The sequence below is a fragment of the Streptomyces nogalater genome, from assembly GCF_039532885.1.
In the GTDB taxonomy this organism is placed as follows: Bacteria; Actinomycetota; Actinomycetes; order Streptomycetales; family Streptomycetaceae; genus Streptomyces; species Streptomyces nogalater.
In genome coordinates, this window is record NZ_BAAASM010000014.1 from 409,506 (window position 1) to 425,652 (window position 16,147).

Genomic DNA, 16,147 nt, shown 5'->3' on the forward strand with positions numbered 1-16,147 from the left:
TTGGGGTCGGCTCGGCCGTCCTGCCCGGTGCTCGGCGAAGGGTGGTCAGCCTGCGGCGTGCTGGGGGTCGCCGAAGGCGACGAGGACCTCCCGGTCGCCCTGGTAGGGCTCCCGGCCGTGGCAGGCGAGCATGTTGTCGAGGAGCATCACGTCGCCCCGGCGCCACGGGAAGCTGACGGCGAGCTCGCGGTACACGGCACGGATCTCCTCGATGACCTCGTCGGGTATGGGGGTGCCGTCGCCGTAGTAGGCGTGCCGTGGCAGGCGCTCCTCGGTGAAGAGCGTCCGCAGACTGGTCCGGGCGGCCGGCTCGAACGCCGCGACGTGGAACATGTGCGCCGAGTTGAACCACACGCGTTCCCCTGTCGTGGGGTGGTCGAGGGCGGCGGGCCCGACCTGACGGGTGTGCAGTCCGTCGCCGTCCAGCCAGGTGAACTCGATGCCCGAGGCGCGGCAGTACCGTTCGGCCTCCTGGCGGTCCGAGGTCTGGAAGACCTCCTGCCAGGGCAGGTCGATCCCCGCTCCGTAGTTGCGGACGTACATCACGCCCTTTTCCTCGAAGGGCGCCCGGATACGCTCGGGCAGGGCCCGGTACACGGCCCGCGAGTCGGCGACCGGCGTGGCGCCGCCCTCGGTGGCGGCGACCTTGGCGAAGAAGGCGATGCGTGACGGCCACACGTGGGCGTACGCCATCTCGTTGTGCTGCTCGATGTACTGGTCGTTGGGGTATTCCGTCGAGGTGTAGACGTTGTTCTCGTCGACCTGGTGCCGGGGCGTGGACCTCTCCTGGTAGTCCATCAGCTCACTGATCCGGGTGGCGGCGAAGCGACGGAACGCCGCGGCGTCGGGCACGCTGAAGCCGCGCAGGAGCACGGCGCCGTGCTTGTCGAGGAGCCGCTGGATCAGCTCGCCGTTCCCGGTGCTCCACGCCGCCAGGTCGGTGTCGGGCGCGAGGGCCCGCACCACCGCGGGCAGGGTGCCGTCGCGGCCGGGCAGGAACTCCTGCCGGACTGGCGGCGCCCCGTCCACCCGGACCTTCTCCGGCCTGATCTCCTTCATCCGGGCGAAGGCCGCCCGCCCGCCTGTCTTCGCCTTCGGGTCGGCTGTCATGCCTGGCCTCCTCGTCGTCGTGCGGTTGGCTCCCGGGCCGGCGGGCCGCGGGTGGGTCAGCTGCGCTTCCGGATCGGCGACCGCGGCCGCGATCACGGCGGCGAAGTCCCGGGCGAACGCCTCGACCGTTGCTCGCTCGAAAAGTTCGGTGTCGTACTCCAGGACGCCGTGGTACTCGCCCCGCTGGTCCTCGATGCGCAGGGTGAGATCGCGCTTGGCGATCCACTCGTCGAACGGCAGGGGCGTCAGGCGCACTCCGTCCAGGTCGAGTCCCTCGCCCCGGGGGACGTTCTGGAAGGCGAACAGCACGTCGAAGAAGGGGTCCCGGTTCCGGGCGCGGGGCGGCCGGAGCTCACCGACCAGATGGTCGAAGGGGATCTCCTGGTGGGCGTAGGCGTCCAGGGCGGTGCGCCGCACCCGGGACAGCACCTCGCGGAAGCCCGGCGCGCCGGAGAGGTCCGCCCGGATGGGCAGGGTGTTCACGAAGAACCCGATCAGCGGTTCGACCTCCGGGCGCAGCCGGCCCGCGATGGGGATGCCGACCAGCAGGTCCTCGCCGCCGCCGGCCCGGTGCAGGGCGAGCTGGTAGCCGGCCATGAGGACCATGAAGGGCGTGCAGCCCTCGGCGCGGGCCAGCCGCACCACCTGCTCACGGGTCGCGCCGTCCACCGTGAACGCGACGAAGTCGCCCTTGTGGGCGCGCCGTTCGGGCCGTGGGCGCTGTCCGTGCAGTTCCAGCGGAGGGGGCAGATCGCGCAGGCGCTCGCGCCAGTAGGCGAGCTGAGCGCGCATCGCCCCGGTGGTCAGGGCGGCACGCTGCCACACCGCGAAGTCGGCGTACTGCACGGGCAGTCCGGGCAGCTCGGCGGTGCGCCCGGCCCGCTCCGCGCGGTAGAACTCGGAGATCTCCGCGAGGAAGTTCTCCTGGGACCACCGGTCGAAGACGATGTGGTGCAGGCTGATCAGGAGCAGCGCCTCGTCGTCCGCGATCCGCGCCATGTGGGCGCGCAGCAGCGGACCGGTGGCCAGGTCGAAGGGCAGGTCCATCCGCCGGCGCAGCCACGCGGACGCCGCCGCCCGGGCGGCCCCGGTGTCGGCTCCGGTGAAGTCCCGGACGTCCACGGCGATGTCCGACACCGGGGTGACGCGTTGCACCGGCACCCCCGCGACCTGCGGGAAGACGCTGCGCAGCACGGTGTGACGGTCGGTCATCCGGGTCAGGGCGCGGCCCAGGGCACGGGGGTCGAGCACCCCTTCGACCCGCAGCGCGATGGGCACGTTGTACAGGGGCAGTCCCGGGTCGTAGGCGGTGAGGAACCACAGCCGCAGCTGGGCGGGCGACAGGGGGAGGTCACCGGACAGGGTCTGCCGCTCGATGGGGAGCGCGGCGGTCCGGGCGGCGCCGGGGTCCGTCAGTGCCGCCCGGACCCGGGCGGCGACCCCGGTGAGGGTGGGTGCGTCGAAGACCTCCCGCAGCGCGATGTCCACTCCGAAGAGCGCCTTGATGCGCGAGAGCATCCGGGTGGCCAGCAGCGAGTGGCCGCCGAGGGCGAAGAAGTCGGCCTGGCGGGGCACCGGTTCGATGCCGAGCAGTTCCGTCCAGACCGCCGCCATCAGATCCTCGATCTGGTCGGTGGTCCCGGCACCGCCCGCCGCGCCGGCGCCGGACCGTGCGAAATCGGCGGGCTCCGGGTCGCGCAGCTCCTCGCGCCGGACCTTGCCGTTGCTCGTGCGCGGCACCCCGGCGATCTCCACGAAGGCGGTGGGGACCATCTGTGCCGGGAGCCGTTCGGCGACGTGGCGGCGCAGGGCCTCCGCGTCGAGCGCTGTCCCCGCCCGCGGCTGGACGTAGGCGACCAGGACCTTGTCGGTGCCGGCGCCGACGGTGCGCGCGTCCGCCACCGCGGCCACCACGTCGTCCCGTTCGCAGAGGGCGGCCTCGACCTCGGCGGGCTCGACGCGGAAGCCGCGCACCTTGATCTGGAAGTCGGCTCGGCCCAGGCACTGGAGGGTGCCGTCGGCCAGGAAGCGCCCCAGGTCGCCGGTGCGGTACAGGCGTGCCCCCGGGACGCCGGAGAAGGGGTCCGGCACGAATGCCTCGGCGGTGGCCTCCGGGCGGCCGATGTAGCCGCGGGCGACGAAGGCGCCGCCGACGCAGATCTCGCCCACGGCTCCGGGCGGCACCGGCTGGAGCCGGTCGTCGAGGACATGGACCCGCACGCCCGGCATGGGCCGGCCGATCGGCAGAGCCGCCCAGGGCGAGCGCGTCCCCTCCCGCACGACCTGGGAGACCACGCCCACGGTCGTCTCCGTGGGCCCGTACTCGTTGATCACCACGCACGCGGGGTGCTCCCGCTTCACCGCCTCCAGCGGCGCGGCGTCCGCGTTCTCACCGCCGACGACCAGCGACTTGCGCGGGACCACCCCCTGGAGCGCCGCGAAGTGCGACGGGGTGATCTTGAGGTGGTCGAAGGCGTACCGGGCGAACAGTTCACGCATGCGGGCGGGGTCGGCGGCGTCCTCGCGCGGCACCAGATGGACCCGTCCGCCTGTGATCAGCGGCGGCCACAGCGCCGTGACCGAGCTGTCCACGGAGAGGGACTGCACCATGACGTGGCTGTCGCCGGGAGCGGGCCGCGTCTCCTCGGTGACCGCCGCCAGGTAGGCGGAGAGGTTGCCGTGCTCCACGGCCACGCCCTTGGGAAGCCCGGTCGAGCCCGAGGTGAACAGGACGTACGCCGTGTTGCGGGCGGTGACCGCGACGGGCGGGCGGTGGGCCGGGGTGCCGTCCGGGTCGCCGGCGTCGACACGGACCACCTCGAGCCCGTTCGGCTCGGGCACCCGGTCGGCGAACGCGGCGTTGGTGAGGGCGACCCGGGCACCGGCCGTGTCGATGATCCGGGCCGTCCGGGCGGCGGGCTGTGTGACGTCGACCGGTACGTAGGCGCCGCCGGCCTTCAGGACACCGAGTACCGCCACCACCAGGTCACGCGTCGACTCGCCCAGCACCAGGGCGACCGTGGACTCGGGCCCGACGCCGTGCGCCGTCAGGCGTGCGGCCAGGCGCTCCGCGGCCGTGTCGAGTTCCCGGTAGGTGAGTTCACCATCGAGCGCGGTCACGGCGGTCCGTTCCGGATGCCGCCGGGCACACTCCTCGAACAGTTCGTGCGCCGGGAGGAGTCCGGTCGCGGCCGGTGCGGAACCGGTGCCGTACCGCAGGACACGCGCGCGCTGCTCGTCGGTGAGGACGGTGAGGTCGCCGACGGGGCGTTCCGGTGCGTCGGCCGCCGCGCGCAGCAGCGTCGTGAAGTGCGCGACGAGGTCGTTCATGCGCTCGGCGTCGAAGACCTCGGTGTTGTACTCCAGGTAGCCGTCGAGGCCCCGCTCGGCTCCGATCAGGCAGAAGGTCACGTCGTTCTTGGTGGTGCGGGTGCCGAAGTCGACGGGTTCCAGGGACAGCCCGTGAGCGGCCAGGGTGAAGTCCGGCGCCTCCTGGTAGGTGAACGCCAGTTGGAACAGCGGGGAGACGCTGGGGTCGCGGGGCAGCGACAGACGGCGCACGATGTGCTCGAAGGGCACGTCGCGGTGGCGCAGCGCCTCCAGGGTCAGGTCCTTGACCCGGTCGAGCAGCCGGTCGAAGGCCGGGGCGTCGGACAGGTCTAGGCGCAGCGGGAGGGTGTTGACGAACAGGCCTACCTGGTCCCGGAGTTCGGGATGGTCGCGGTTCTCGACGGGCGTGCCGATCACGATGTCGCTCTGCCCCGAGCAGCGTGCGATCGTCGCGTACACCCCGGCCAGCAGCACCATGAACAGGGTCGCTCCCCGCTCGGTTCCGAGACGGCGCAGCCGGGCGACCAGGTCCTCGGGGAGCCGCAGCCTGAGCCGGGCGCCGCGAAAGCCGAAGCGGGCCGGGCGGGGGCGGTCCGGGGGAAGCTCCAGCAGCCCGCTGTGGCCGTCGAGACGGGACTGCCAGTAGCCGGCCGGGGACCCGGGCTCCGCCGCGGCTGTCGCGTCATGCCTGCCGCGGTGCCATGCGGCGTAGTCGAGATGGCGGGACGCGGAGACGGCGGGGGCGCCGGCGCCGCCGTACGCGTCGAGGAGAGACCGCAGCAGGATGCCCGCGGAGCCGCCGTCGCACACGATGTGGTGCACGGTGAGCAGAAGGATGTGCTCCTCTGGGGCGAGCCGCACGAGGTGGGCCCTGATCAGCGGCCCGGTGGCGAGGTCGAACGGCGTGTCCGACACCGTCCGCGCCAACCGCTCCGTCAGCGCCTCGCGCTCCGGGCCCGGGTGGCCGGACAGGTCGGTCGTCTCCAGGTGTGCCGACGCCCTGTCGTCCACCTGCTGGCGCGGGGTGCCGTCGGCGTCCACCGGGAAACGGGTGCGCAGGGCCGAGTGCCGGGCGAGGACCTGTGCGAACGCGTCGGACAGCCGCTCGGGGGCGAGTGGGCCGGTCAGCCGGGAGTGCAGGCTCAGGTGGAAGGCGGCGCTGTCGGGCGCCATCTGCTGGGTGAGCCAGATGCCCTGCTGGGCCCAGGAGAGCGGGCCGCTGTCGCCCGCCAGCGCGGGGATGCCGTCGGCCTGGGGGCGTACGCGGCGGCTGAGCACGCGTGCCTCCAGCAGACGCCTCTGCTCAGCGGAGAGCCGATGGAGTCGGTCGCCGGAATCCACAGATGTCTCCTTGCCGGAAGGGGGAAGCCTGCATGACGGAAGGGGAGGGCGCGGGAAGGGGGCCGCCGTGCGCACGGCGGCCGCGGGGCAGCGCCGGTCGAGGCGGCGGGGGTTCACCGGTCCGGGCCCGGGAGGGTGCGGGCGGCTCCACGCGGTCCGGCCCGGTGCGGGCGGCTCCGCGAGGCCGGGTCCGACGGGTCGTTCAGCCCGTGACGCCGGTCGTCCGGGCCGGGGTGCCGTCGGAGTCGTCGTCCAGTTCCAGGTTTCTCACCTCGGGCACCAACAGCACGGCGGTGGTGCCGACTGCCACGACCGAACCCGCGGCGACCAGGGTCGGGGTGACCCCCGCGACCGCCGCGACGGGTCCGGCCAGGGCGTAGCCGATCGGCTCGAACGCGTACGCGCCCAGCCAGTCGAACGAGCTCACCCGGGACAGCACCTCCGAGGGCACATGCCGGTGCAGGGTGGTCTGCCAGTACGTCCAGTACAACGACTGCTCGACACCGACCAGGACACCGGCCAGGGCGATGGCCACGGCAGGCGCGTCGGCGGCGAGGAGCCAGATCATCGGTACGAAGGTGAAGGTGCCCGCCACCGCCACGAGCAGGGGCCGGCGCACCTTGAGCCGCGAGGACACCACCCCTCCGACGAAGGCGCCGAGGCCGAGGCCGGAGAGCACCATGCCCCACGACTTCGCGCCCCCACCGTCGTGGTAGAGGGTCGGCCCGAGCACCATCACCGGGGCGAGGCCCATCATGCGGACCACCGCGCTCTGCGCGGTGACGGTCCACAGCCAGCGGCGGGAACGGAACTCGCCCCAGCCCTCGGCGAGACTCGCCAGCACGCTGCCGCCACGGCTGCCCGCGGTGTCGCCCGCCTTGATCCGGGACACCCACAGCGCGCTCAACAGGAAGCTCAGCGAGTCCAGCGCGAGGGCGTGGCCGGGCCGCAGGACGATCAGGAGCAGGCCGCCCGCCGAGGGGCCGACGATGCCGGCGATCGCGATGACCAGTCCCCGCAGCGCGTTCGCGCCCTGGAGGTCCTCCTTGGGCACGACCTCCGGCTGCACCGCTCCGACGGCCGGGATGAACACCGCGGACGCCGCGCCCGAGACGACCTGGAGCACCAGGAAGTGCCACAGGTGGACGTGGCCCCAGATCAGCAGCGCCGCCAGGACGCCCTGTGAGGCGAAGCGCACCACATCCGCGCTGATCATGACGGTGCGTCGGGGGAACCGGTCCGCGACGACACCTCCGATGAGCAGGCACACCGCGAGCGACACGCCCTCCGCCGCGAGGACCAGGCCCAGCGCCGAGGGAGAGCCGAGCGTGTCGAGCACGGCGAAGGCCAGCGCCACGACGGAGACGGAGTTGCCCAACTGGGAGGTGAGGCGGCCGGCCAACAGGAGCCGGAAGTCCCTGTGCCGCAGTGCGCCCCACCTGTTGTCGCTAGCCATGCGTGGCCCGTTCTCGATCGTTCACGGAGAGCGGCCAGCAACCGGCGACGCGTGCGGCGAGCTCCTGAGTCATCAGCGTGTAGTGGTCCCCCGGCAGCGGCTCGGCGCGCAGTCCCGACGTGGCGACGGCCCGCCAGGCCGCCACCACCTCGGCGGCGTCGGGGCGTCCGGCGGCGTACATCAGGGTCATCGGGCCGTCGTAGGGCCTTGGCCGGTACGCCGCGGCCAGCCGCAGGTGTTCCCGGAACACCTCGTATCTGCGCCCGACGGACTCATCCGCGCTGCCCGGCGAGATCCGCCCGGAGTCGGCCAGGCAGTCGTGCAGCGCCTGGACGCGCTCGTCCCGGCCGAGCCGGCTGGTGTCGGGCACCTCGACGCCGAGGACGCTGCCGATGTCCCGGGCGAAGGCGGCGAACGTCCGGTCCTCGTCCCAGCAGCCGCTCGGCACCGGCTCGGGTGGTGCGGTGTCGATCAGGACGACGGGCAGGGCCCGGCCGTGCCTGCGACGCCACTCCCGGGCCACCTCCAGTGCCATGACGCCGCCCAGGGACCAACCGGCGAAGACGCTCGGCTCGGCGCGGCACGCTTCCAGCAAGTCGGCGTAGACGACGGCGAGTTCCGGTAGATCGCGCCGGTCGCGGAGCAGGTCGCCACCGTCGAGGGCCGGCGAGCGCAGCCCGAGCACGGAGGCCGGCGCGGGCAGGGCCCGGGACAGGGGGAGGTAGCAGGTGATGTCACCGCCCACCGGATGCACCAGCACAGTGAGCCGGCCCTCGGGGTCGTCGCGCAGGAGTGCGGTGCCCGTCGACGCCGGGTGGTGGCCGCGACCGCGAAGGAGTTCCGCGATCCGCTCGGGTGTCGCGGAGGGGAACAGCGCCGACACCGACAGCGCGACCCCGCACTCCTGCTCGATGCGGTGGACGAGCTGCACGGCGAGCAGCGAGTGGCCGCCGAGCAGGAAGAAGTCGTCCTCGATGCCGGCGTTCTCGCGGCCGAGCAGCTCCTGCCAGAGCCGGCAGAGCGTGCGCTCGGTCTCGTCCCGGGGAGGGGTGACCCGCCGTGGTTCCGTGGCGGTGCGCGGGGGTTGCGGAAGCCGTGCCGCGTCCAGCTTGCCCGAGGGGGTGCGGGGGATGTCGGCGACCTCGACCAGCGCGGAGGGCACCATGTACCCCGGCAGGCGCCCGGCGAGGTGCCGGCGCATGTCGTCGGGGAGCATGCCGGGCCGTCGCGGGTCCGATGGCACCACGTAGGCGACGAGCCGTCGTTCGCCGCCTTGGTCGGTACGCAGTCTGACCACCGCTTCACGCACCTGGGGGTGGGTGCGCAGGGCCGCCTCGATGTCACCCGGCTCGATGCGGTACCCGCGGAACTTCATCTGGTCGTCCAGTCGGCCCAGCAGGGCGATCGTCCCGTCGGGCAGGAAGCGTGCCCGGTCGCCGGTGCGGTACAACCGCTCGCCGGGAACCGTGCCGTAGGGGTCGGGCGTGAACGCGGCGGCCGTGAGATCGCCGCGTCCCAGGTAGCCACGTGCCACACTCGGCCCCGCGAGGCAGAGTTCGCCAACGCCGCCGCGGACTACGGGCTCGCCGTTCGCGTCCAGGACGTACGCCCGCAGGTTCCCCACCGGGCGGCCGACCGGCACGGTGTCGCCGATCTCCGTCTCCGTCAGGTCTGTCCAGGTGGCGGTGATGGTGCACTCGGAGGGGCCGTACCCGTTGAGCAGGCGGACCCGCGAACCGGCCTCGGCCTGCCAACGGCGCACCCGGTCCGGGGCCGCGGCCTCGCCGCCGATGCAGACGAGACGCAGGTCCGGGCAGGCGGCCAGGGCGGCGCTCGCACCGGCGTCGACGAGTTCGTGCCAGTACGCGGTGGGCAGGTCGAGCACCGTGACGCGGCGCTGCCGACACCACTCGGTGAAGCGGGCGGGGGACAGGTCGAACCGCTCGTCCTTGACGACCAGCGCGGCGCCCGTCGCGAAGGCCGCCACGAGTTCCTCGACGGAGGCGTCGAAGCTTAGCGAGCTGAACTGGAGCACCCGGTCCTCGGCTCGCATCGCCAAGGGCGCGATGCCGTGCTCGATGAACGACTCCAGGCACCCGTGCTCGATCATGACGCCCTTGGGCCGCCCGGTGGAACCGCCGGTGTAGACGACGTAGGCGAGGTCGTGCCGCCGGGGGGCCGCCTGTGCCGCGTCCACCGGAACGGGCGCCCCGGCGTGCTCGCCCGGGGACTCGCCCCGGCGCGCGTCCAGGAGCAGCACCGGCAGGCCGCCGCCGCGCGAGCGCAGTTCCCGCGTGGTCACCACGAGGCGGGCCCCGGAGTCGGCCAGAGCGTGGTCCACCCAGGCGCCGGTGAAGCGGGGGTCGACGCCGAGGTATGCGGCACCGGCCCGCAGGACGCCGACCACCGCCACGCTCACCGCGGGCGACGGCGGCAGCAACAGGGCCACCACGTCACCGGGTCCCACTCCGCGGCCGCGCAGTTCCGCGGCCAGGCGGCCGGAGCGGTCCCACAGATCGGCGTAGCTGAGCGACTCGTCCCCGTACATGACGGCGGGAGCGTGGGGACGAAGGCGTGCCTGTTCGGCGACGCAGTCGTGCAGGGACCGGCGCGGCACCTCGGTCCGGGGCCCGCCGGCCAGTTCGCCGAGCAACTCGAGACGCTCGTCCGCCGCGAGGAAGCGCGCGTGTGCCACGGGGAGTTCGGGTCGCGTGAGCAGCTCGTCCAGGAGGGTGACGAAGTGCCGCACCACCCGCTGGGCGGTGTCCGCGGTGAAGAGGTCCGTGCTGTACGACAGCCAGCCGGTCAAGCCGCCGGCCGTCTCGTTGATGTACATCGACAGGTCGAAGTCGCTCGCCTGGGGCTGGGGCCACACACGCCGGCATTCCAGGCCCCGCAGCGTCAGCTCCGCGGCGCCACCGGCGTTGTACTGGAACGTGTGCTGAAAGACGGGGTTGTGCGAGAGCCGGCGCCCGAGGCCGAGTCGGTTCACCACGAGATCGAACGGTACGTCCTGGCGGTCGAGTCCCTCGAGCACTTCGTCCCTGATCTGCCGGACTATGTCGACGAAGGTCGCCTCGGGTCGGAAATCGGCGCGGATCGCCAGCGTATTGACGAAGAAGCCGATGAGATCCTGGTGCTCGGGGCGACCTCGTCCGGACACGGGAGTTCCGACGGCCAAGGAATCCTCCCCGCTGTACCGGTGCAGGAGGACGTGGAAAGCGGCCATCAGTGTGGTGAAGGCCGTGCACTTCTGCTGCGCACTGAAACGGTGGACGCGTTGGGCGACATCCTCCGGCACGGTGATCTCCACAGCATTACCGCGGAATGACTGGCTCGCGCTCCGGGGCCTGTCCATGGGAATGTCCAGCGCGTCGGGAAGCCCTGAAAGCCGGTTCTCCCAATAGTCGAGCTGGTTTTTCCAGCTCTCGCCTTCGAGTTGGCTCTGCTGCCAGCGGGAGAAATCGGCGTACTGCACGGCGAGCGGGGCGGGTGGTGTATCCGTCGCCCCTGTCGCGTGCGCGTACATACGCTCCAGGTCACGCAGGAGGACTTCGATCGACCGCCCATCCGAGGCGATGTGGTGGAGGCTGACGGCGATGATGCTGCGGCGTTCGTCCAGCGCCCACCAGGAAATCCGGATCGGCCAATCCCGTTCGAGTGCGAAGGGGCGATTGACGAACGCGGTCAGCTGCCGGCGGGCCTCGGACTCCCATGCCTCGTCGGTCAGTCCCGCAGGGCGCGGCACAAGGGAGAGGCGACTGCGGGCGTCGGGGGCGTCCACGTGCTGCAGCGGCACCCCGTCCGCGTCCTTCACCAAGCGTGTTCGCAGGATGTCGTGGCGTGCCAGGAGTCCGTCGACCGCTCTGGCCAGGGCCTCGACATCACAGGAGCCCACCAGCTCGAAACAGGCCGAGCTGTGGTAGAGCGGGCTGTGCGGGCGAAGTTCGTAGAAGAAATACAGCCGCCGCTGGGCGAGGGAGACGGGCACCGGCCCCTCCGCTTCGGGCAGCGGCCGTACGGCTGCCGCCGACCGCTTTCGCGTGGCGGTGGCCAGGAGTTTCCTCTCCAGCTCACGGCGTTGTTCGAGGGTCATCCCCGAAATAGCGGAACCGCCTGACACTGCTTCCCCCTAGGTCGTGCGACGAGATATCGCGAGTGACGCCCACCGGGCGCCTTAAGCTCTCCGACCGCGATCGTCAGACGTTCTCGCGAAGGGAGGCCGGACGCATGTCGACCCAGACTTCGGCAATGTGCGCCAGACACTGCTGCTTGCTTCCAAAGAAGCCGGTCTGCCGCCAACCGGGCGGGATTTCCCGTCCCGCACTCCAGATGGAAAACTGCTCTTCCGCGTTCACAACAACCGCATACTGCGGCAACTCGGACACAGAGGCACTCAAAGCGCCAACCCCCCGTTACGCCCCACTGAGGCGCGATGCATCAATGATGGTCAGTCAAGATGTGTGTGGCAAAAAGCTTCAAAACACCTGTCGAGTTGGCCGACAAGCACCCCTCGGCTGCGATCCGGATCTTACGAGCGAGATTATTCCGACGCAAGTGATCTGCGTCACATGGCGCCCCCCGCACTCGGACACCTATGGTTGAAAGGTGATTTCATCCCCCACCTTCCCTCTTGCCGACGGTCATGCCGTCGTCTGGTGGGCATGGGCGCGGGAAGACTCGAGCGGGTTCTCCCGCGTCCTTTCACCCGAGGAAAAAAATCGCCTTGCCCGGTATCGAAGCGATGTGCTAGCTGCCGAATTCTTGACCGCCGCCGCCCTGCTGCGCGCCGTGCTGGGCCGGCACGCGGGAATCGCACCCGCCGACGTTCGTGTCGACCGCCGGTGCCCGGACTGCTCCGGCCACCACGGCCGCCCGCGACCGCTCGACTCTCCCGAACTGGGTGTGTCCGTCGCGCACGCCGGGGGGAGAGTGGCCGTCGCCGTCGCGCACGGCATGCGTGCCGGCGTCGACGTGGAGCGGTCGGGACGCGTCACGGACGCCGACTCGCTGAGCGCGGCCGTCTGTTCGCCCGGAGAAGCGGAATACGTACGCGCACAGCATCCCGCGCTCAGGCCACGGGTCCTGGTCGACCTGTGGACCCGCAAGGAGGCCGTGCTGAAGCTGCTCGGCACCGGCCTGCGCGTTCCCCCGCGGCTCCTGGAGGTCGCGGCACCCGGACGCCCACCCGCCCTGCACCCACCCGCGGACACGGACGTCCGCCTGCCCGCCGCTCTCACACTGCGCCCGCTGACCGCCTGCGGTCCCGGCTTCACGGCCACGCTGGCCACGTCGAAGGCACCGGCAGCGCTGCGCGAGCAACCAGCGGAAGCCCTGCTCGCGTCTCTGCGGTCGGGCGGGTCCGCATAACACCCTGGCCCGCGGTGCAGCCCGCGCGCATCGTGTCGATGCGGGCGTCGCGGGCGGTGTCGATTCGACCTGCCCCGGGAAAAAGGCACGGTGCCCGAACGATGCCGGCGTTGCCTGGTGCCGGCGGTCACGAGCGGCGTAGGGGTGGTTCGAGTACGTAGTCGACCGCATGCGGCAACAACCACACCCGCGGAGCAACGCTGACGGGATCCACGGCGATGTTGATCAGAGCCTGTCCGCGGTTCCGCTCGACCGGGCGGCTTTCGACCCCATCCGCCTCTGTCGGCGCGGGCGGAGGTGAGCCGTCCGCTGCCGCAGAGGAACAAAGCCCGCCTCCAGCGCGTGCCCCCGGCCCCGCCGTGCTGCCCTATGGCGAACAGACCGAAGGGACGGCTGTCAGCCGTGGGGGTCCTCTGGGATTTCCCTGGGACTTCCGGCATCATCAACCGGCATGAGCATGAAACAACTGAAAGACCATTCGCGCAGGTCAGCAGCCAACTTACCTCCGTCTGCACAGATCACCGCGCTGACAGGTCTCCTGGACGACATGTGACCTCCTCCGAAACCCGACGGCAGAACGCGGCCGGGGGCGCGCCCGTGCGGCTCGGCCACCGGCAGATCACCACGGTGATGTCCGGACTGGTGCTGGGCATGTTCCTGGGGGCGCTGGACCAGACGGTGGTCGCCTCCGCGCTGCGGACCATCGCCGACGACCTGCACGGGCTGACGGCCCAGGCGTGGGCGACCACCGCCTACCTCATCACCGCCACCATCGCGACCCCGCTGTACGGCAAGCTCTCCGACATCCACGGCCGGCGGCCCGTGTACCTCGCCGCGATCGGCCTGTTCACGGCCGGCTCGCTGCTGTGCGGATGCGCCACGTCCCTCTACGAACTGGCGGCGTTCCGGGCGGTGCAGGGGCTCGGGGGCGGCGGGCTGATGTCGTTGGCCATGACGATCGTCGCCGACATCACCACCCCGCGCGAACGAGGCCGCTACCAGGGCTACTTCATGGCGGTGTTCGGCGGCGCCAGCATCGTCGGCCCACTGGCGGGCGGGGCCCTCGCGGACCGGGAAACGCTGCTGGGCATCGACGGCTGGCGCTGGATCTTCCTGCTGAACGTGCCGCTCGCGGCCGTGGCGGCCGTGGCGATCGTCCGCGTCCTGCGGTTCCCGCACCAGCGGGTGCGGCACCGGCTCGACTACCGGGGAGCGCTCGCGCTGGCCGTGGGGATCGTGCCGCTGCTGACCGTCGCCGAGCAGGGCCGCACCTGGGGATGGGGCTCACCGGCGGCGCTGCTGATGTACGCCGTCGGCGCGCTGGGACTCGTCGTCTTCGTCCTGGTGGAGCATCGGATGGGCGCGGCCGCGCTGCTGCCGCCGGGACTGTTCCGCATCCGTACCTTCCGGCTGGGGGTCGGGCTGCACTTCGTCGTCGGCATCGGCATGTTCGGCGCGATGACGACGCTGCCGCTCTACCTCCAGCTCGTGCGCGGCATGAGCCCCATGGAGGCGGGGCTCGCCACCCTTCCCACGGTCGCCGCGAACCTCGCCGTGACGCTGCTGGTGGGCCGGCTGATCGCGCGTACGGGTCGTTTCAAGGTCCATCTCGTCGCCGGTATCGGCTCGTTCGCCGCCGCGATGCTCGTCTTCGCGACCCTGCGCGTGGGCAGCCCGCTGTGGCAGGCGGCCCTCGGGATGGCCCTGATGGGCGCGGGGCTCGGCGCGTCGATGCAGACGCTCACCACGCTCGCGCAGTCCGAGGTGCCCCGTACGGACATGGGCGCGGCGACGGCCTCGGTCAACTTCTTCCGGTCCAACGGCGGAACGGTCGGCACCGCGGCCTTCCTGTCCATCCTGTTCTCCACGGCGGGCGGCCGCATAGCCGAGCGGCTGGCCGAGGCCCGCCGCGACCCGGCCTACCGCCGGCTGCTGGCCGAGCCCGACAACGCCCATGCTCTCGCGGGTGTGCTGCGCCCCGGCGGCGGTGTCGACCTGGAGGACTCGGCCTTCCTGCGGGCTGTCGACCGGGGCGCGGCGTTGCCGTTCCTGGAGGGGTACATCGCCTCGATGCGGCTCGTCTTCGTCACCGGTGCCGCGGTGGCCCTGGTCGCCTTCCTGATCGCGGCCTGGCGGGTCCCGAACCTGACGCTCGCCGACGAGTGACCCCGCCGCCCCGGGCCGGCGCCCCGGCGGGTGCCGGGGCGTGGCGAGGCCGCGGCGTTCAGCCGGGGCTGGTCCGGAACCGGCGCCGGTAGTCGGTGGGTGTGGTGTCGAGCCGGCGGCGGAAGGCTCTGACCAGGGTGTCCACCGTGCCGAATCCGCAGGCGGTGGCGATGCGTTCGACCGTGGCGTCGGTGGCCTCCAGCTGGTTGCGGGCCCGTTCGACACGCACCGATTCGATGTAGGCGTGCGGTGTCATGCCCAGTTCGTTCTTGAAGATCCGGGTGAGCTGCCGCTCGCTGACATGGGCGTGTTCGGCGAGGTGCGCGACGGTGAGCGGTTCGGCGATGTGGCGCAGGATGTAGTGGCGGAGTACCTCGATGCGCCGGGTCGCGGCGACCTGTTCCAGCGGGACGCTGAACTGGCTCTGCCCGCTCGGCCGTTTCAGGTACATCACCAGTTGCCGGGCGACGCGCAGTGCGACGGCTTCGCCGAGGTCGTCGGCGATGAGCGCGAGTGACAGATCGAGGCAGGCGCTGATGCCCGCGCCGGTCCACACGTTGCCCTGGCGGATGAAGATCGGATCGGAGTCGACCTCGATCGCGGGATGGTCGGCGGCGAGCTGCTGGGCGGTCGACCAGTGGGTGGTGGCACGCTTGCCGTCGAGGAGTCCGGACGCGGCGAGGATGTGCGCCCCGACACAGACGGAGGTGACCCTCCGGGTCCTGGGGGCGAGCTGTACGACCCGTTCCACCACGGCGGGATCGACCAGCGCGTGCACGCGGCGGTGGCTGTCGACCTCGACCGCGCCCGGCACGACGAGCGTGTCGATGCTCCGCGTCGCCAGCTCGTCGAAGGTGACGTCGGGCAGGACCCGGACCCCGGCGGCGGTGACGGTGGGGGCCATGGTCTCGGCGGCGAGGACCACGTGGTAGCCCGCCGCGTCCTCCGTCTCGCGCCGGGCGAGGGAGAACACCTCCGGTGGTCCCGTGACGTCGAGCAGGTCGACGCCTTCGAACAGCACGATGACGATCAGTCGTTCAACGGTGTGCACTAGCTCCCCCGGCCGGCAACGTCGATGTCTGTTTCTGCATGCTAGATGACATTGCCGACGCGTGTGCCGGGCCGTAGCGTCATAGGTGCAGGTCAACGCACCGAACGAGGTGCTTCTCCCACTCCCTTCGCTCAGGTGGTGATCCATGCCCGGAACGACGTCAGGACACTTTCCCGACCGGGTCATGGAACCGGACGGCCGGCGTCTGGACCTTCCTTCTGAGCCTTCCTTCTGAACCCCCTTACCGGACTTCCCCCCACACCTGTCCCCCCGCCCTGAACTCCCCCCACGCCCCCCACCTGAACTCCCCCCACGCCTTTCCC

7 protein-coding genes are annotated in these 16,147 nt (G+C 71.7%); 2 read left to right on the plus strand and 5 right to left on the minus strand.

Going from position 1 to position 16,147, the window contains the following annotated elements:
• Positions 1-45 precede the first annotated feature (45 nt).
• From ABD350_RS13720 to ABD350_RS13735, 4 genes are all read right to left on the minus strand, one after another.
• Positions 46-5,718 carry an amino acid adenylation domain-containing protein gene (locus ABD350_RS13720; protein WP_344348250.1) on the minus strand — a complete coding sequence of 1,891 codons (5,673 nt, stop codon included), beginning with the start codon at positions 5,716-5,718 and terminating at the stop codon, positions 46-48.
• Between the two features lie 265 nt (positions 5,719-5,983).
• Positions 5,984-7,237 carry an MFS transporter gene (locus ABD350_RS13725; RefSeq protein WP_344348252.1) on the minus strand — a complete coding sequence of 418 codons (1,254 nt, stop codon included), beginning with the start codon at positions 7,235-7,237 and terminating at the stop codon, positions 5,984-5,986.
• A complete protein-coding gene (locus ABD350_RS13730) occupies positions 7,230-11,333 on the minus strand; it encodes a non-ribosomal peptide synthetase (protein WP_344348254.1) in 4,104 nt (1,367 codons plus the stop codon). Before ABD350_RS13730 ends, ABD350_RS13725 begins: the two co-directional genes overlap by 8 nt.
• Positions 11,334-11,436: 103 nt before the next feature.
• Positions 11,437-11,625, minus strand: coding sequence for an MbtH family protein (locus ABD350_RS13735; protein ID WP_344348255.1), 189 nt, complete (start codon positions 11,623-11,625; stop codon positions 11,437-11,439).
• A gap of 358 nt (positions 11,626-11,983) precedes the next feature.
• Between ABD350_RS13735 and ABD350_RS13740 the strand changes: the two genes are divergently transcribed.
• Together ABD350_RS13740 and ABD350_RS13745 are read left to right on the plus strand one after the other, a co-directional pair.
• Positions 11,984-12,607, plus strand: coding sequence for a 4'-phosphopantetheinyl transferase family protein (locus tag ABD350_RS13740; protein ID WP_344348256.1), 624 nt, complete (start codon positions 11,984-11,986; stop codon positions 12,605-12,607).
• Between the two features lie 549 nt (positions 12,608-13,156).
• On the plus strand, positions 13,157-14,773 hold the full coding sequence (locus tag ABD350_RS13745; RefSeq protein ID WP_344348257.1) for an MDR family MFS transporter: 1,617 nt from the start codon (positions 13,157-13,159) through the stop codon (positions 14,771-14,773).
• Positions 14,774-14,831: 58 nt separating this feature from the next.
• Here the strand turns inward: ABD350_RS13745 and ABD350_RS13750 are convergent, their stop codons facing one another.
• The gene (locus tag ABD350_RS13750; protein WP_344348258.1) at positions 14,832-15,824 is read right to left on the minus strand and encodes a GlxA family transcriptional regulator; all 993 of its coding nucleotides are present in this window, start codon (positions 15,822-15,824) and stop codon (positions 14,832-14,834) included.
• Positions 15,825-16,147: the final 323 nt, after the last annotated feature.